Source organism: Butyrivibrio sp. (assembly GCF_015056685.1).
Lineage (GTDB): Bacteria > Bacillota > Clostridia > Lachnospirales > Lachnospiraceae > Butyrivibrio.
This window is the reverse complement of sequence record NZ_SVFW01000023.1, coordinates 1-17,697: the sequence shown is the minus strand read 5'-3', so window position 1 is coordinate 17,697 and position 17,697 is coordinate 1. Positions and strand designations below refer to the sequence as shown.

General features: G+C 40.8%; 14 protein-coding genes. 13 read left to right on the top strand and 1 reads right to left on the bottom strand.

The window, feature by feature from the left end; genetic code table 11:
* Nucleotides 1-71: 71 nt before the first annotated feature.
* Genes E7303_RS09675 through E7303_RS09640 form a run of 8 tightly spaced genes read left to right on the top strand, consistent with a single transcriptional unit; the run spans nt 72 to nt 10,748 of the window.
* Nucleotides 72-959: a carbohydrate ABC transporter permease gene (locus E7303_RS09675; RefSeq protein ID WP_292145051.1), complete on the top strand. Its 888-nt coding sequence runs from the start codon at nt 72-74 to the stop codon at nt 957-959.
* Nucleotides 960-972: 13 nt separating this feature from the next.
* Entirely contained in the window at nt 973-1,815 is an 843-nt protein-coding gene (locus E7303_RS09670; RefSeq protein WP_292145049.1) for a carbohydrate ABC transporter permease, read from the top strand.
* Nucleotides 1,812-3,062 (top strand): MGH1-like glycoside hydrolase domain-containing protein, encoded by a 1,251-nt coding sequence (locus E7303_RS09665; RefSeq protein WP_292145048.1) that lies wholly within the window; start codon nt 1,812-1,814, stop codon nt 3,060-3,062. Before E7303_RS09670 ends, E7303_RS09665 begins: the two co-directional genes overlap by 4 nt.
* Nucleotides 3,063-3,098: 36 nt before the next feature.
* Entirely contained in the window at nt 3,099-3,776 is a 678-nt protein-coding gene (locus E7303_RS09660; protein ID WP_292145045.1) for an aspartate/glutamate racemase family protein, read from the top strand.
* Nucleotides 3,769-4,584: a 3-keto-5-aminohexanoate cleavage protein gene (locus E7303_RS09655; protein WP_292145043.1), complete on the top strand. Its 816-nt coding sequence runs from the start codon at nt 3,769-3,771 to the stop codon at nt 4,582-4,584. The genes E7303_RS09660 and E7303_RS09655 overlap by 8 nt, the downstream gene beginning before the upstream one ends.
* A gap of 47 nt (nt 4,585-4,631) precedes the next feature.
* Nucleotides 4,632-6,071, top strand: a complete 1,440-nt coding sequence (locus E7303_RS09650; RefSeq protein ID WP_292145042.1) for a four-carbon acid sugar kinase family protein — start codon at nt 4,632-4,634, stop codon at nt 6,069-6,071.
* Nucleotides 6,072-6,085: 14 nt separating this feature from the next.
* Nucleotides 6,086-8,068, top strand: coding sequence for a glycoside hydrolase family 127 protein (locus tag E7303_RS09645; RefSeq protein ID WP_292145040.1), 1,983 nt, complete (start codon nt 6,086-6,088; stop codon nt 8,066-8,068).
* Between the two features lies 1 nt (nt 8,069).
* A complete protein-coding gene (locus tag E7303_RS09640; protein ID WP_292145039.1) occupies nt 8,070-10,748 on the top strand; it encodes an alpha-L-rhamnosidase in 2,679 nt (892 codons plus the stop codon).
* Here E7303_RS09640 and E7303_RS09635 read toward each other — a convergent pair.
* Nucleotides 10,736-11,749 carry a LacI family DNA-binding transcriptional regulator gene (locus tag E7303_RS09635; RefSeq protein WP_292145037.1) on the bottom strand — a complete coding sequence of 338 codons (1,014 nt, stop codon included), beginning with the start codon at nt 11,747-11,749 and terminating at the stop codon, nt 10,736-10,738. The two genes, E7303_RS09640 and E7303_RS09635, sit on opposite strands and share 13 nt — an antisense overlap.
* A 138-nt stretch (nt 11,750-11,887) precedes the next feature.
* Between E7303_RS09635 and E7303_RS09630 the strand changes: the two genes are divergently transcribed.
* The 5 genes from E7303_RS09630 to E7303_RS09610 are packed head-to-tail and all read left to right on the top strand — an operon-like array spanning nt 11,888 to nt 17,480.
* Nucleotides 11,888-13,291, top strand: a complete 1,404-nt coding sequence (locus E7303_RS09630; protein ID WP_292145036.1) for an L-fucose/L-arabinose isomerase family protein — start codon at nt 11,888-11,890, stop codon at nt 13,289-13,291.
* Nucleotides 13,292-13,320: 29 nt separating this feature from the next.
* A complete protein-coding gene (locus E7303_RS09625) occupies nt 13,321-14,169 on the top strand; it encodes a transketolase (protein WP_292145035.1) in 849 nt (282 codons plus the stop codon).
* Nucleotides 14,162-15,103, top strand: a complete 942-nt coding sequence (locus E7303_RS09620) for a transketolase family protein (protein ID WP_292145033.1) — start codon at nt 14,162-14,164, stop codon at nt 15,101-15,103. The genes E7303_RS09625 and E7303_RS09620 overlap by 8 nt, the downstream gene beginning before the upstream one ends.
* Nucleotides 15,100-16,578 carry an FGGY-family carbohydrate kinase gene (locus E7303_RS09615; RefSeq protein ID WP_292145032.1) on the top strand — a complete coding sequence of 493 codons (1,479 nt, stop codon included), beginning with the start codon at nt 15,100-15,102 and terminating at the stop codon, nt 16,576-16,578. The genes E7303_RS09620 and E7303_RS09615 overlap by 4 nt, the downstream gene beginning before the upstream one ends.
* Before the next feature lie 14 nt (nt 16,579-16,592).
* Nucleotides 16,593-17,480: a nucleoside hydrolase gene (locus tag E7303_RS09610; protein WP_292145031.1), complete on the top strand. Its 888-nt coding sequence runs from the start codon at nt 16,593-16,595 to the stop codon at nt 17,478-17,480.
* Nucleotides 17,481-17,697: the final 217 nt, after the last annotated feature.

Sequence of the window (17,697 nt, the reverse complement as noted above, 5' to 3'; positions counted from 1 at the left end):
AAACTATACACAAGCGAGCGGTTATTTACATACATCGCTCGCTTGTTTTATAAAAAGGGATGAGATAGCAGATGAAAAGAGTACTTGGAAATAAAGGGGCGATAGCCTTATTCGTAGTTCCGGCAACAATTTTATATTCGATAATAGTTGTTTTACCTGTCATTTGGTCTTTTTATTACTCTTTCTTTTCTGGTTCACCAGGATTGAAGTGGGAGTTTTCAGGAATAAATAATTACTTTAAATTGTTCTCGGATAGAAATTTCTTGAATTCATTACTGGTAAACCTAAAGTATATCGGAATTGTAATGATAGGCCAGGTTGGCGGCGGTCTTTTAATGGCATTGATGTTCAAGTTCTGGCTCAAGAATTTAAAGAATGTAGTTAGAACTATAGTGTTCTTCCCGGTTGTGCTTCCAACTGTGGCAGTTGGTCAGCTCTTTGCCAAGATATATGAAATTCAGCCGAGTTATGGATTATTAAATTCAATATTAAGTGCCATTGGTTTGGGGAGTCTTGTTCAGCCGTGGATAGGTCAGGCTTCAACAGCACTTGGAGCCCTGGAAGTAATGGATATCTGGACAGGAATTGGTTTCCACTCAATTATTCTTTATGGCGCACTTCTTGATATTCCGGATGACGTTATTGAAGCAGGTAGAATTGATGGATGTAATGGATGGAACCTTTTTAAGAATATACTGGCTCCGCTTCTAAGGCCTATGATCATCACTTGTATGGTATTTAGTTTCTCGGGAACAGTTAAGATGTTTGAATCAGCGCTTGCACTTACAAATGGTGGCCCGGGAAATGCAACAAGATCTCTTTCTATGTATATGTACTCAGTAGCATTTACTTATAACAAAGTAGGTTACGGATCAGTGATAGCGATATTCATATTCCTGCTTTGCATTACAGGATCAAAAATAATCAATCTTTTTGACAAAAAAGAAAGCTACTACTAGAAAGGAGATTGACATGACAGAGAAAAATAAGCGCACAGTAAGTGGCGTGATTATAAAACTGATAATACTGATAATATGCATTGTCGATATATATCCTATTTTTTGGATGCTGACAGCATCACTTAAACAGCAGCATGAATGGTCTTCAAAACCAGCATACGCTCTACCTGCAGGTTTTTACTGGCAGAACTATGTGGATGCGTGGACCAGAGGTCATATGTCTGTATTTTTTAGGAATTCGCTTGTCTATACACTGCTCTCACTTGTATTTATAGTATTCTTTTCAGTTACTGTTGGGTTTGCAGTTACTAAGATGCAGTGGAAAGCCAAAAAAGCTATAGCTGACTATTTTCAGCTTGGAATAATGGTTCCTGTTGCTACAGCGCTGATCCCATTGTTCCAGATCTACAACAAAACAGGACTCTATAATTCAAAGTGGTCATTGATCATATCCTATGTAGCATTTGGACTTTCACTTTCAATTTATCTTGTTACAGGGTATCTTAGGTCTTTTCCTGACGAGATCATGGAGGCAGCAGTTATAGATGGATGTGGAATATACAAGCTTATGTATTATGTAGTTCTCCCATTAATGAAAAATGCGATCGTGACAGTGCTGGTTCTTCAGTTCTTCTTCAAATGGAATGACCTTCTTTTCTCAATGACTTTTGTATCCAGCACAGATCTGAAAACAGTTCAGACCGGACTTATGTATTTCTCTGATGAATTTGGTTCAAAGAACTGGGGAGCAATATTTGCATCGGTATCGATGAGCATATTACCAATGCTGATTCTTTATACGGTTCTAAATAAAACAATAATTGAAGGAATGACTGCAGGAGCAGTAAAGGGATGAAAATGCTGGGACTTGAGGAAGAAAGGAAAACCATCTTTTCTTACATTGAAGAGAATATTGAGGGAGTGCTCAAAAATCCGGTAGGCTTTATCAGGTTTCCTTTTACGGATCCTGGATCAGTCTACGATGGTAATGTTTGGGATTGGGATACATACTGGTGTACCTACGGACTTTTACCATTGAGAAAAGAGCTAAAGAAAGGAAAGCTTGAGAAAAAAATAATTGAACATTGCATAGGAAATGTGCTTAATTTTATGGATTGGCAGCTTGATGATGGTTATATTCCCATGATGATCGAGAACGGGAAATGGCCTGAGCCATATCTGAATATACAGCATAAAAAAGGTTATCTTATGAACATGCATAAGCCATTTCTCTGTCAGCAGATTAATCTTATCAGCAGTGAGATTGAAGATTATACATGGATTGGAGATTACCTGGGCAATATTGATAAATATTTTGATTGCTACTTCAATAATTATTTTGATTACAACTGTGGGCTGTTTGTATGGCGAGATGACATTATGATTGGAATGGATAATGATCCGGCTTCTTTCGGAAGGCCTAAGTCATCGACTGCCAATATATTTCTTAACAGTTTCATGGTATCTGAGCTTGAGGCAGCAGCAGTCATATATGAGCAGTTTGGAAAAGAGGAAAAGGCGTCTTTTTTGAGAAAAGATAAAAAAGCTCTTGAGGAAGCAATCCATAGAGAATGCTTTGATAAGAGAGATGAATTCTTTTATTCGGTTGACGTGGATATCTGTACCAGAAAATATGACTGGTTCCATCAGGGATTGGGAGTTTTCTGGAAGACGATTCCGATAAGGATAAAGGTTTGGTCTGGCTTTTTGCCACTATCGGTTGGGTTTGCAGCCAGTGAGGAAGCGAATGCTCTTAGACGCCATTATCATGACGAGAAGGCTCTATATAGTGAGTTTGGAATCTGTACCCTCGATAAGCAGGAAAAAATGTTTAATCAAACGGCCACCAATAATCCTTCCAATTGGCTCGGACCAATATGGCTGGTAGCAAATTACTGTGTATTCAAAGGTATGCTTAATTATGGTTTCCAAGAAGAAGCAGAAGATATGTGTGAAAAAAGTGTAAGACTGCTAGCTGAAGATATTAAGAATAGCGGTCAGATGCATGAATATTATGATTCATTAACCGGAAAACCTGTAATGAACGGAGGCTTTATTAACTGGAATATATTGGCGCTAAATATGATAAGTGAAATTGAATGATGTTTGAAAGACAACAAACAAGAAAAGAGGTTTTGTATGAAAGTCGGAGTAGTTTATACAAGCACAACACCTGAACTTATAGAAGATGTAAATAGAGAAATAAAGAAAGAACTTGGAAATGACGTTGAGATTTATGCGCAGCAGGATCCATCAATTCTTGGTGATGTGAGAGAGGCAGGATATGTTACTCAGGCTCCTGCAGCAAGACTTATTAAGATGTTTATGAACGCAGCAGAAGAGGGATGCGATGCAGTGCTTAATGCATGCTCATCTGTGGGTGAGGTGGCTGACAGCGTTCAGGTTACAGCTGCATATATTGGAATGCCCATTGTTAGGATTGATGAGGAAATGTGCAGGGATGCAGTAAGAAAAGGACTAAAGGTAGGAGTCATGGCTACACTTCCAACAACTCTTGTGCCAACCTGCAATACAGTTAACAGAATGGCAAGAGAGTGTAACAAGCATGTGGAGATCAGCCAGTGTCTTGTTGAAAATGCTTTTGGTCTTGATCAGGAGCAGTTTAGAAAGCGCATGAGTGCATCTGCAGAAACAATTGCTAAAGATGTAGATGTTATAGTTCTTGCCCAGGGAAGTATGGCATATTGTGCAAAGTACCTGAGTGATAAGTTCGGAGTTCCTGTTCTGGCCAGCCCTGCATACGGAGCGGCAGCACTTAAGGCAGCACTCGTGAAAAAAGGAGTCATCAATGGATAAGGTTATATTATCGGTGGCGCCTGTCTGTGCCACACCTCATAGAATTGATCCGGAAGAACTCGCAAATGAAATATATGAATGCTATAAATGTGGGGCTGCAATGGTGCATCTTCACGTAAGGGATAAGAATGCAAATCTCACTCCCGATATTTCACATCTGTCTAAGACCATAGAAATAGTTAAAAAGAGATGTGATATCATTATCGAGATTTCCACAGGAGGAGTTTCCAATCTGACAATTCAAGAGAGATGTGCACCTGTCTATGCAGATTTCACGGAGGCTGTGAGCCTTAATGTGGGTTCTGTAAATCTTGGAAAAAGTGTATATCAAAACCCAATTGATGACGTTAAGTTCTGCGTAAAAGAGCTGTTGGCCCACAATAAATTTCCAGAGACAGAGCTCTTTGAACTTGGAATGGTAAATACAATGGCGAAGCTTGTTGAGGAGTTTGATTTTTGTTCACCTATACTTCTTGCCCTGGTATTTGGACATGAAGGGGAGCTTCCGGCAACTGAGAATGCTTTGCGTCATATGGTCCAGTATGTAAAAGAGTGCTTTAGGGGTAGAGAAGACATCATTTGGGGATACACCCAGGCTGGAAGGAAAAACTGGGATATGATGAGATATGCACTTAACTATGGAGCGGGGTCCCTGCGAGTAGGATTCGAGGACTCAGATTACCTTGATGAGAAAACGCAAGTTGAAACTAATAGCCTCATTGTGGAAAGGGCAGCAGATCTTATCCGTGAATGTGGAAAAAAAGTAGCAACACCAAGAGAAGCAAGACAGATCTTAAATCTCTTTTGAGAAAAAATAATTCATAAAATACAAAATAGGGGAAGGTTTTACCGGGGATGGAAAAAGTATCTTATGAAGAACTGCTGAAAAATGCAAAGGCTATAAGCGTTGAATATAGGAAAGAGTTGGATAATGCCAAAAAAGAGCTCAAAGAAGCAGCAGATTCTTTGGACATGGTCTGGGTCGTTCTTGATGATGATCCTACAGGAGTTCAGACAGTTCATGATATTGCGGTTTACACAGATTGGGAAAAGACCACTCTTCTTAAAGCTTTGAAGAGTGAAAAAAGTATGTTCTACATACTTACTAATTCCAGAGGAATCACGAAAGATGCATCTGAAAAACTTCATAGGGAACTTATGGATAATCTTATCGATGCATCACTTGAGAGCGGCGTAGCTTTTGGGGTAATAAGTAGAAGTGATTCAACGCTTCGAGGACATTTTCCTCTTGAGACAGATGTGATTGATGAGCGTATTGAAGCGAGACTGGGACAAAAGAGCGACGGTCTTATTCTGGCGCCCTTTTTTTATGCCGGCGGAAGGATAACTTATAACGATGTTCATTACGTTAAATATGGAGATGAGCTGATTCCTGCCGGTTCTACTGAATTTGCCAGAGATGAAACATTTGGATATATAAGTTCTGGTCTTAGAGACTACATTGAAGAGAAGACTGGAGGAAAAAGAAAAGCCTGCGAAGTAATCAGCATTTCGCTTGGGCTTTTAAGACAGGGAAATCTGGATGAGATTGAAAAAAAGCTGGATCAAGCAACAAATGGCACCCCTATAATAGTTAATGCAATTGAGCCGGTTGACCTTGAAGTGTTCTGCGCAGCGCTTTACAGGTGTCTGAAAAAAGGAAAGAACTTTGTCTATCGCACGGCAGCAGATTTTGTAAAAGCTGTTGGGGCAATTCCTGACGCGCCTCTTTTGACAAAGAAGTCATTGAATATCACATCCGATAAAGGCGGGGTGATAATTATCGGATCACACACGGAAAAGACAACAAGGCAGCTTGAGAAGTTAAGGGGGCTGAATAACCTGGAGTTCATGGAATATGATTCGGATAAAGTCCTGGAAGGAAAGCTGGGAGAGGAAACAAAAAGGGCTTCCCGTTGGGTGACTTCTGAAATAGAAAAAGGAGTAACGGCAGTAGTTTATACCAAGAGGAAGGTACTGAGTTTACCGGGAGATACTAAGGAGACAGTTCTTTTGCGGTCTGCTGAAATATCGGATGCCTTTACAAATATAGTCGCCAGTCTTGGCTGCGAGCCGGCATATATTATAGGTAAAGGAGGAATAACCTCCAGTGATATTGGCACAAAAGCCCTTGGGGTGAAAAGAGCTCTTGTGATGGGGCAGATACAGCCTGGAGTTCCTGTGTGGAAAACAGATGAAGATAGTAGATTTCCGGGAATTCCATATGTTATTTTTCCGGGAAATGTTGGTGATGAAGACACTCTTTTCAATGCGGTTGTAGCTTTGACAGATTAAGAAAGGACGAAAAAATGCTTACCGATACAAGTAAAAGTAAAAATGCCAGAGTAGTGCCTCTTGACGCCAGGGAAGTTGAGCTTACAGATGGTTTTTGGAAATCTGTGAGAGACGTTGTATTTAGTGCGACTGTTCCTCAGCTTGAAAAGATGTTTGACTCTGCAGATATCAGCCATGTTGTTGAAAATTTTAGAATATGTGCCGGTGAATCAAAGGGTGATTTTGCGGGCACTGTTTTTGGCGATGGTGATTTTTACAAGTGGCTTGAAGCTGCGATGTACTGTGCAGTCATGGAAAACAACTATGACCTTTTTGACAGGATAGAAAAATATATTGATCTTGTTGGAAGGGCTCAAAGAGAGGATGGCTATATTTCAACAAAGCAGATAATCGGTGAGATGAATCACAGCGGCCTTGGAAGAATGGGCGACATCAACGATTTTGAAGTGTATAACTTTGGCCATTTGATGACGGCAGCAGCTCTTTATTACAGACTGACCCAAAGAACGAGTCTTCTGGATATTGCATCAAAAGCTGCTGACTATTTAGATAGCATGTACAGAGATGCAGAGGAAAAAGATCAGGTGCAGACAGCTGTTTGTCCATCTCATTACATGGGACTTATAGAACTTTATAGAGCTGTTGGGGACAAGAAATATCTTTTACTGGCTGAAAAAGCTATAAAGCTCAGAGATTCTGTAAAGAACGGGCTCGATGATAACCAGGACAGACTCCCGCTAAAGCAGCACAGAAAGATTATAGGACATGCGGTAAGGGCCAATTACCTGTACGCAGGACTTGCTGATCTTTATCTGGAAGAGGGTGGAGATGAGTACCTTGAGGTTCTAAACAGTGTCTGGGATGATCTGATGAGGCACAAGATATACATAACAGGAGGGTGCGGAGCGCTTTATAACGGAGCGTCACCTTATGGAAACTTTTTTAAACAGCAGCTTGTTCATCAGGCATATGGATATGACTATCAGCTTCCAAATGTGACTGCTTATAATGAGACCTGTGCCAATGTGGGGCTTGTAATGTGGGCCTATAGGATGTTTATGATAGAGCCCAAGGTTGAATACTTTGATGTTATTGAAAGAGTTATGCTTAACACTAATCTTGCAGCGCTTAGTCTTGATGGCATAAAGTTCTTTTATGAAAATATGCTGGAGAGGATAAAGAAGCCCGGATTTGATCCGGTGTGGCCCCTTCACAGAACGGAGTATATAACAAGTTATTGCTGCCCTCCTAATCTTGCCAGAAATCTGGCACAGAGTTCCGAGTATTTATATGCAGTTCGTGATGATTCAATATACGTAGGAATGTATGCAGCTTCAAACGCGCATATTAAACTGTCTTCAGGTATGGAGACAGAGCTTAAGTGCGAGACTTCATATCCCTACGACGGAACAATTATATTCACTTTTGAAAATGTAAAAAATGAGACATGCGCAGATTTAATGCTTAGGATTCCTTCATGGGCAAAGAGCGGCAAGATAAAAGTAACTGATGCAAGAGGTGTGGAGAAGATAACAGAAATCACATCTGATATGACAGGACATTACTATAAGGTTTTTTTGGAAAAACCAAGTGATTCAGCTGTTGAAATTGTTTTTGATATGCCTGTCAGATATACCGTGGGACATGATAGAATTGAAGAGTGTAGAGGCAGAGTATGCCTTGAAAGGGGGCCTTTAGTTTATTGCATGGAAGAGGGCGATGCAGGAAGTGCTGAGCTTAAAGATGTTTTTCTTCCGGTAAACGAAAGATTTTTTGTCGAAAAACACGTAGATATCCTGGGGCGGGATATACTGAAAATTGAAGGAAAGGTTAAGATTTTAAAAGGCGATGAGAATAAGAGTGGCAGTTTGTACAGAGAATTGCCTGAAGTAAGATTCGAAGATCAGACAGTTTGCTTTATTCCCTATTTTGCCTGGGACAACAGGGGAGAAGATAAAGACATGAGGACATATTTCCCGTTGTATTATGGAGGGTGACATGAAAATCGTTGATCAAAAATGCAATTATCAGTTTAATCCAATAGGTATAAGTCTGGAAAATATTGTTTTTACATGGAAGTGTGCAGAAGCACTTGGAACAAAAAGTGTTAAGACCAAATTTATCCTTGCGGAAGACGATAAATTTGAAAAGGTTCTGCATCAGGAAGAAAGTAGTGAGATAGCATGTCCCTATCATCCTGAGTTTTCATATGATGCAGGGAAAACATATTACTGGAAAGTGTGTGTGACAGATGATGCAGGAGATTACTGTGAAAGTGGAGTAAGCTCTTTTGAAGGTGGACATCCTGACGGTAATTTCAGTGGAATGTGGATAACACCAAAGTTTTCACATGATCTTCATCCGGTTATGAGAAAAGTCTTTTCACTTACAGAGAATGAGATTGAAAAAATAAAAAAGTCCAGATTGTATATATGTGGGCTTGGATTATATGAAGCCTACATTAATGGTGAGAAAGTAGGTAATGACTACCTTACACCATATTTTACTGATTACAGATATTGGATACAGTACCAGACATATGATATCGGAGAGCTTTTAAAAGAAGGAGAAAATACGGTTACTGTATATCTGGCAAATGGATGGTATAAAGGTAAATTCGGCTATATGGCTCATGGGCAGATGTGTGAGTACTATGGCGATAGATTCCTGTTGATAGCAGATATGATCCTATCGGGTGATGGCTTTGAAAAGCGCATATGCACGGATGAGAGCTGGGATTGCTTGAAATCACCTGTTGCATCTTCAGGAATATATGATGGTGAGGTTTGGGATTTTAGAAAACAAAAGAATATTTGCAGTGCGCAGGGAAGAGAAGTTTCAAAAGCGATAGCTGCAGAAGCGCCGGTCGGTAAAATGACTCCAATGATTGGGGCGCCGGTCCGTGCGCATGAAAGGATAAGACCTGTAGAGATCCTGTTGACGCCTGCAGGTGAGTATGTAATTGACTTTGGCCAAGAAATAAGCGGATGGGTTGAGTTTACCAATGAAACAGAAAAGGATAACAGAGTAGTCCTTGAATATGGCGAAGTTCTTCAAAAGGGCAATTTTTATAGGGATAATCTTCGTACTGCAGAGGCAAAATATACTTATATAAGTTCGGGAGAAAAAGACAGAGCCAGAGCTCATTTTACATTCTTTGGATTTAGATATGTAAAAGTTACAGGTATGACACTTGAGGAAATAAAGAAAGCTGATTTTGAGGCAGTGGCATTGTATTCCGACATTGCAGAGACTGGTTTCATTGAGACTTCAAATGAAAAGATAAACAGGCTTATCTCCAACACAAAATGGAGCCAAAAAGATAACTTTGTTGACATACCAACCGACTGTCCTCAGAGAGATGAGAGGTGCGGATGGACTGGAGACGCTCAGATTTTTTCGGGTTCTGCATCTTATCACATGGAGACACCTTCCTTCTTTAGAAAGTATTTGAAAGATATGCTTTTTGAGCAGAGGGAGAAAAATGGAGCAGTTCCCTATGTGGTTCCTGATGTACTTACCATTGGAAGAGAAAAAATGGCTGAGCCTGAATTTGACCTTACAGAAGATAAGTGGGGAGAGGCAGGAGCCAGCGTTTGGGGGGATGCTGCTGTAATTATTCCATGGAACATGTATCTTCATTATGGCAATAAGGAATGGCTTTCCGAGCAGTATGACAATATGAAGTCCTGGTGTGATTTTGTGATCCATATGGAGGAAGACCATTGTCAGGGTAAGAGATTATGGGACTGCGGATTTCATTTTGGAGACTGGCTATCTCTTGACGTTGAGGGCGATGCAGCCGGAATGGATAACAGAGAAGGTGGAACCGATAAATACTTTGTTTCATCAGTCTATTACATGACTTCTCTTGAGATTACTTCAAAGGCAGCAGCAATACTTGGAAAAAAAGAAGATGCGGAAAAGTATCATGTTCGTTCACTTGAGGTAAGGAAGGCTATAAGGGACAAGTATAGGACCGGCAATGGGACTATAAGTATAAACACTCAGACAGCTTACGCTATATCTATATGGTTTGATGTTTTTGATGAAGATGAGGTGGAAGTAGCCGGAAACAATCTGATAGAGATTCTGAAAAAATGGAATTACCATCTTGCAACAGGTTTTGTTGGTACGACATTCCTTTGTAGCGCTTTAACTAAAACTGGCCATTCAAAAGAGGCCTTTACACTTCTTTTAAATGAGGATTATCCTAGCTGGTTCTATGAAGTGAATCTTGGAGCAACCACTATTTGGGAGAGATGGAATTCTCTTTTACCTGATGGAAGCATAAGCGGAACTGGGATGAACAGCTTGAACCATTATGCATATGGTGCAATTGTTGAGTGGATATATACAATGGTTTGCGGCATAAGTGTTGATGAAGATCATGTTGCAGGCAAAAAAGTATGTATAACTCCGCATGTTGACGAGAGATTAAGCTTTGCGAGAGCTTCTGTTGATATGCCGGTTGGTAAATATGAGTCAGGATGGGAAATAAATAATGACACAGTAACTTATTCATTTACTGTGCCATTTGATGGTGAAGCTGTATTTGTACCTGACAAGGAAATCACTGACATTACATTAAATGGTGATAGTATCTCTTTTGACGAACTTGTGAAAAGAACTTTCTCAAAAGGAAACTATGAAATCAAAGCTTCTTACAGGCAGTGAGATAGCCTCTTGATCATTTTGGTGCTGACTTCTGTTTTGCAACAGTGGAGCATTTTTGTGGTGATCTGCTCTATAAGCTGCTTGGCAGCGGTCTGACCGATAAAAAGTCGTGGAACGTCCATGGTTGTAAGACTTGGTTCAACGACGCGGCATTCGGAAATATTGTCAAATCCAATAATGGCAATATCTTCCGGGATGCGGTATCCACGAAGCTTGAAAGCTTTAAGAGCACCGATGGCGATGATGTCATTGTCAGCAAAATAGCACCTGGCAATCTCGGCGCCATCATCTATTATTTCGAGCATGTCCCCCATGGCATCTTCGATGGATGGGGCAAGTTTATGAATTATGGAACGGGATTTTGACATCCCGTTCTCTTTTATTGCCTTAAAATATCCTTCCTGTCTTGCGGCAAAATTATAAATTGGGTAGCTTGACTGCAGGTAGCCGGGCTGAGTTCCGGAGATGCTTATCAGATACTCTGTAGCGATATAAGCGCCTTGAGAGTTATTTATAAGGACGCTGTTGCAATCCAGCGACTCAAAATATGTATCCATAAGCGTAAGAGGGATGTGAAGGTCTATAAATTTCTGACATACCTCTTTAGTTATCTCGGTTCCTACAAGTATGATACCCAAACAGTCAGATCCTCGAAGCTCTGCAAAGCATTCCTCGAGACTATCGGTTTTTTCGTAAAAATGGATGATCTTTGTTCCAATCTTTCGCTTTTGACATTCCTCTTTTACCCCCTGATACAACTCATCAAATATAGGAGTATAGGAAAGAATAGCGTTGTGAGTCTTATAAAAAATCACGTAGATGCTTCCGTTTAAACTGTCGGAGTTTTTGAGTTTTGTAAAGTCATACCCGGCTTCCTCGGCAGCTTTTATAACAAGCTGTCTGGTGCTTGTACTGACTCCGGGTTTATTGTTTAAAGCCATGGAAATGGCGGTTTCACTGAGATTTAATTTTTTCGCGAGCTCTTTTGCTGTAATAGACATGTCATCACCTCTCTATAGACAATTCTAAAATAAAGTAAAAATAAAGTAAATATTACTTTACTAAATATTGGAATAAAGTTTACGTGAAGTTATATTTACGCTATAGAGACAGTTGTTTTTTCGTAGAGGAGGATGAGTATGGCTAGTATAAAAATTGGTTTCGCACCTACAAGAAGAAGCATTTTCAGCGCACCGGCAGCAGTTGAATATGCTAACTACACAAGAGAAAAGCTTAGGAAAATGGGCGTTGAGTTTGTGGATATCGATGATATCGCTGAAGACGGGCTTCTTCACGATGACGCTGACAGAATAAAGATTGAAGAGAAATTCAGAAAAGAGAAGGTTGACGGATTATTTTTTCCACATGGTAATTTTGGAACTGAATATGAGGTGGCAAGACTGGCAAAAAACATGAATCTTCCGGTGCTTATCTGGGGACCAAGGGATGAAAGACCTGATGAGAATGGAATCAGATTAAGAGACAGCCAGTGCGGCATTTTTGCGACAGGAAAGGTATTAAGAAGGTTCAGAGTACCATTCACATATCTAACAAACTGCAATTTGGATGATCCTGGATTTGAGCAGGGAGTACGCCAGTTTATCAGAGTTTGCAATGTGGTTAAGGCTTTTAGGAATATCAGAATTTTGCAGATTGGACCGCGCCCCTATGATTTTTGGTCAACCATGTGCAATGAAGGTGAACTTCTTGAAAAATTCAATATACAGCTTGCACCTATACCGCTTCCGGAACTGACAGCTGAGATGAAAGCTGCCAAGGAAGAAGGAAAAAAGGTAGCTGAGACTATTAAGTATTGTAAAGAAAACTTCAACATTTCTGTAAATGAAGAGCAGCTTGAGAATGTTGCGGCTCTTAAGGTTGCTATGAGAAGTCTTGCAGATAAGTATGGATGCACTGCAGGAGCCATTCAATGCTGGAATGCTCTTCAGTCAGAGATAGGCATCATGCCATGCGCTGCCAATTCTCTTTTGAATGAAGAGGGATTTCCTGTAGTATGCGAAACAGATATCCATGGTGCAATAACAGCACTTATGGTGGAAGCTGCCGGTATGGATGAGAGCAGATCCTTCTTTGCTGACTGGACTGTAAGACATCCTGATAATGATAACGGTGAGCTTTTGCAGCACTGCGGACCGTGGCCTATTTCCTGTGCCGGCTGCAAGCCAACAATCGGGTATCCTCTTGCCTTTGACCATCCAGGCGCAGTTGAGGCAGAAGCTAAGCACGGAGATCTGACTCTCGCAAGATTCGACGGGGATGATGGGGAATATTCACTCCTTTTGGGAAATGCGAAGGGAATCGATGGCCCATACACAAAAGGAACATATCTGTGGGTTGAAGTTGCTAACTGGCCAAGACTTGAGGCAAAGATTGTGGAAGGCCCATATATCCACCACTGTGTGGGTATTCATCAGGATGTTGTTCCTGTTCTTTACGAGGCATGTAAGTATATCGGTGTTAAACCGGATCTCTATGACGAAGTTGAGCAGGAAGTACTGGATAAGATACACGGAATTATTTAACTGCCAGGTGCTCAAAGGGGTGATTGATCATGAATAGAGAAAGAGTAAAAGAATTAAGTATAAAAGCGATGGACCTAAGGAAAGTCGTTCTTGAAATGATAAGAAAATCCGGCGGAGGACATATTGGAGGTGACTTTTCGGTAATGGAGACTCTTGTGGCATTGTATTTTGATGTCATGAATATTTCTCCGGAAAATAAGGATGATCCTGACCGTGACTACTTTGTAATGAGTAAAGGACATTCTGTAGAAAGCTACTATGCCGTTTTGGCAGATAAGGGATTTTTTGACACGCAGGAGCTTATTGATACATTTTCTCAGTTTGGTTCAAAGTTTATTGGACATCCCAATAATGAGGTGGATGGAGTGGAGATGAACTCAGGTTCCCTTGGACATGGACTTCCTGTGGCGGTTGGAATGGCTCTTGCATGCAGGATGGACAAAAGACCAAGTCGCATCTACACAGTTATGGGTGATGGAGAACTGGCAGAAGGCTCGGTATGGGAAGGTTTCATGGCAGCAGGACATTATAAACTCGGAAACCTCTGCGCTGTGGTAGATAGAAATCATTTGCAGATTTCGGGAACAACAGAGGAAGTGATGACTCATGAAAATCTTCATCAACAGGTGGAAAGCTTTGGATGGAATGTTCTGGAAGCAAATGGAAACAGTATAAGTGAGATGTCGGAGGCTTTTCAAAGTGCTATGAACGTAGATGATAAGCCGACGCTTATTATTGCCAATACAATAAAAGGATTTGGTGGTGGTGATGTTATGGAAAACAATGTGGGATGGCATCATCATGTTCCAAATGATGAAGAGTACGAGAAGATTGTTAAGGCAATAGATGAAAGAAAGGAGGAGCTTGAAAATGAATAAGATTCCGAACAGACAGGCTATCTGCGAAGTTTTAATGGAACATGCAAAAAGTGATAAAGATATAATTGCACTCTGTTCAGATTCAAGAGGCTCTGCCTCTATGACTCCTTTTTTTAAAGAGTTTCCGGAGCAGGCTGTGGAAGTTGGGATAGCTGAGCAGAATCTTGTTGGTATTGCAGCTGGAATGGCGCATGTGGGTAAAAAGACATACTGTTTTTCACCGGCTTGTTTTTTGTCTACTCGTTCTTATGAGCAGGCAAAAGTTGATGTGGCTTATTCAAATACTAATGTTAAGCTCATTGGAATAAGCGGCGGAATAAGCTATGGAGAACTTGGAATGAGCCATCACAGTGCGCAGGATATAGCAGCAATGTCAGCAATTCCCAATATGCGAGTTTATCTTCCAAGCGACAGATTCCAAACGGCAAAGCTTATTGAAGCTCTTTTAACAGATGATTCTCCTGCATACGTAAGGGTGGGGCGAAATCCGGTTGAAGATATATACAGTGAAGAGAGCACACCTTTTGAGATGGATAAGGCAACTGTATGGAAGTTCGGAGATGGAATCGGCAAGAAGATTGTGATCGTGGCTTGTGGTGAAATGGTAAGACCGGCTATAGAAGCAGCAAAAAGCCTTGAAAAAGAAGGTATCACTGTAACGGTTCTTGATATGTTCTGTGTTAAGCCTTTTGATAATGAGGCACTGATAAATGCGGCAGAAGATGCAGACCTTGTTGTTTCTGTCGAAGAGCATGCTCCTTTTGGAGGACTTGGCTCAGATGTTGCGTCTGTTGTATCGGCGAACAAGCCTTGCAAAGTAGTGCAGATGGCACTTCCTGACGATCATGTCATAACAGGAAAATCCAAAGCAGTATTCGATTACTACGGGTTAAATGCTGAAGGAATCGCAAAAACGGTAAAGGGGAACTTATGAGTGGGCGGTATGTAATAAGTATCGATCAGAGCACGCAAGGAACAAAAGCTCTTTTGTTCGATAAAAACGGGGTGCTTATGTGCAGATGTGATGTGGCTCATAAGCAGATAATAAATGACCTGGGATGGGTTAGTCATGACCCTGAGGAAATCTATGAAAATGTAATAACGGCAGTTAAAGGAGTTATTTCAAAAGCCAATATAAGTCCTGAACTTGTAGTGTCGGTTGGGATAAGCAATCAAAGGGAAACAAGTCTTATTTGGGAAAAAGAGACTGGCAAACCCTTGAACCATGCGGTAGTCTGGCAGTGTTCAAGAGCGGCCAGCATATGCGAAAGACCTGAGATAAAAGAAATTGAGGCATATATCTACAAGACAACAGGCATAAAACTGTCGCCATATTTTCCGGCTGCCAAGATAGCCTGGCTTCTGGAAAATACAATGGGGGCGGGGAAACTGGCTGAAAATAGCGCAATATGCCATGGGACAATGGACAGCTATCTTGTGTATAGATTGACCAATAAAGAGGTCTATGCGACCGATTATTCCAATGCGTCGAGAACACAGTTGTTTGATATTTTTAACCTGAAGTGGGATGAAAAGATATGTTCAGCCTTTGGGATAAAGCCTTCAAATATGCCAACTGTCATGGATTCTGATGCCTGTTATGGTTACACTGATTTTGAAGGTCTTTTATCTGAAAAGATACCAATCCATGGAGTTATGGGTGACAGCCATGCCGCATTGTTTGGCCAAGACTGTTGTGAAAAAGGAAAAACGAAAGCCACTTATGGCACAGGCTCATCAATAATGATGAATATAGGTGAAAAGCCAATACTTAGCAAAAATGGTCTTGTAACGTCCCTTGCATGGGGGAGAGGCGGCCATGTTCAGTACGTTCTGGAGGGAAATCTCAACTATACCGGAGCTGTTATTACATGGCTTAAAGATGATCTTGGCCTCATAGAAAATGCAGCTGAGACAGAAAAGTTTGCCAATGAAGCAACCAAGGATGACGAGCTTTATCTGGTGCCTGCATTTACAGGGCTCGGTGCTCCATATTGGAACTTCCGCGCAAAAGCAGCGATAATAGGAATGGACAGAACTACAGGGAAGGCTGAGTTTTGCAGAGCTGCCCTTGAATGTATTGCATACCAGATCACTGATATTGTAAAAGCCATGAGTGAAGATTCGGGAGTAAGACTATCGGAGCTAAGAGTCGATGGTGGTCCCACGAGAAATGAGTATCTCATGCAGTTTCAAAGTGATATGGCAGGCTGCAAAGTTCTGGTACCAAATCAAGAGGAATTATCCGGCATCGGAGCTGCATATATGGCTGGAATTGCAGTGGGCCTTTGGGATGAGAGCATTCTTTCAAAGCTGAAAAGAACAGCTCATGAGCCTGTGATGGATGAAAAGAAAGTAAAGAGTAAATATGAAGGATGGAAAAAGGCAGTGGAGACTGTCAATAGATAAAGAGGTAGAAAGACATGATAAAGTTTAATATTCCAGATGAGAAAAAGGTAAGGGTGATCTTAGATACAGATGCAAAAAATGAAGTTGATGATCAGTTTGCTATTGTCCAGGCGATTCTTTCTGAATCCATGGATCTAAAGGCGCTTGTAGCTGCGCACTTTGGTACAGGAAAATCAGAACATAGCATGAAGGACAGTTACGATGAGATCCAAAAACTTCTTGATCTAATGCACATGAATGGCCAGGTTAATGTTGTTTGCGGTGGTGAAAGAGCAATGTCATCGGAAGATGATCTGGTGGAGTCTGAGGGCGCTAGATTTATTGTGGAAGAAGCTATGAAAGATGACGACAGACCATTATATGTGGCATTTCTCGGTCCCCTTACTGACATGGCAGCAGCTCTTAAGATGGAGCCTCGAATTGCTAAAAAGAATCTGACTGTTATATGGATTGGAGGAAGAGATTGGCCAATTGGAGGTTGGGAATACAATCTTAGTAACGATGTTGCTGCAGCAAACTATGTTTTTAAGTCCGATGTGCAGCTTTGGCAGGTGCCTAGAAATGTATACAGAATGATGCCTGTTTCTTTTGCTGAAATGTATGACAAAGTGTATCCTTGCGGAGAAGTTGGGAAATACCTTGTTGAGAATGTAATTGCTTTTAACAATGAAGCCAATGATCGCCCAATTGAATATAGGTGCCTGGGTGATTCTCCTGCAGTTGGAATCATTATGTTCAATGATTGTGGTGAGTGGGATTATAAGCCTGCACCTTCATTTGATGAAAAAATGAACTATGTACATGAAGGGAAATACAGACCTATCAAGGTTTATAAGAATATCGACAAAAGATTCATTCTAGATGATTTGTATGCCAAGCTAAAGCTGTTTACTATGGCATGATGTGCATGGTGATTTGAGAAAATTTTGAACTTTTTGTGAAAAATAAAAAATAAATAAAAACTTGATTGTAATCAATGTTCGCTCTGTGACTAGGTGTTAATATATGCTTCGGAAATGATTAGATAAATAATTAACAAACAATGTTATTGCTTTTTGAGAGGAGTACATTATGAACGAAGCATGGAGAGGTTTTAAAGGAACCCACTGGCTGGATGAC

What these genes read in the sequence shown, in the direction of transcription:
- E7303_RS09615 (WP_292145032.1), top strand. Translation starts at nt 15,100, where the DNA reads ATGAGTGGGCGGTATGTAATAAGTATCGATCAGAGCACGCAAGGAACA.
- E7303_RS09650 (WP_292145042.1), top strand. Translation starts at nt 4,632, where the DNA reads ATGGAAAAAGTATCTTATGAAGAACTGCTGAAAAATGCAAAGGCTATA.
- E7303_RS09665 (WP_292145048.1), top strand. Translation starts at nt 1,812, where the DNA reads ATGAAAATGCTGGGACTTGAGGAAGAAAGGAAAACCATCTTTTCTTAC.
- E7303_RS09660 (WP_292145045.1), top strand. Translation starts at nt 3,099, where the DNA reads ATGAAAGTCGGAGTAGTTTATACAAGCACAACACCTGAACTTATAGAA.
- E7303_RS09640 (WP_292145039.1), top strand. Translation starts at nt 8,070, where the DNA reads ATGAAAATCGTTGATCAAAAATGCAATTATCAGTTTAATCCAATAGGT.
- E7303_RS09625 (WP_292145035.1), top strand. Translation starts at nt 13,321, where the DNA reads ATGAATAGAGAAAGAGTAAAAGAATTAAGTATAAAAGCGATGGACCTA.
- E7303_RS09635 (WP_292145037.1), bottom strand. Translation starts at nt 11,749, where the DNA reads ATGTCTATTACAGCAAAAGAGCTCGCGAAAAAATTAAATCTCAGTGAA.
- E7303_RS09670 (WP_292145049.1), top strand. Translation starts at nt 973, where the DNA reads ATGACAGAGAAAAATAAGCGCACAGTAAGTGGCGTGATTATAAAACTG.
- E7303_RS09645 (WP_292145040.1), top strand. Translation starts at nt 6,086, where the DNA reads ATGCTTACCGATACAAGTAAAAGTAAAAATGCCAGAGTAGTGCCTCTT.
- E7303_RS09630 (WP_292145036.1), top strand. Translation starts at nt 11,888, where the DNA reads ATGGCTAGTATAAAAATTGGTTTCGCACCTACAAGAAGAAGCATTTTC.
- E7303_RS09675 (WP_292145051.1), top strand. Translation starts at nt 72, where the DNA reads ATGAAAAGAGTACTTGGAAATAAAGGGGCGATAGCCTTATTCGTAGTT.
- E7303_RS09655 (WP_292145043.1), top strand. Translation starts at nt 3,769, where the DNA reads ATGGATAAGGTTATATTATCGGTGGCGCCTGTCTGTGCCACACCTCAT.
- E7303_RS09620 (WP_292145033.1), top strand. Translation starts at nt 14,162, where the DNA reads ATGAATAAGATTCCGAACAGACAGGCTATCTGCGAAGTTTTAATGGAA.
- E7303_RS09610 (WP_292145031.1), top strand. Translation starts at nt 16,593, where the DNA reads ATGATAAAGTTTAATATTCCAGATGAGAAAAAGGTAAGGGTGATCTTA.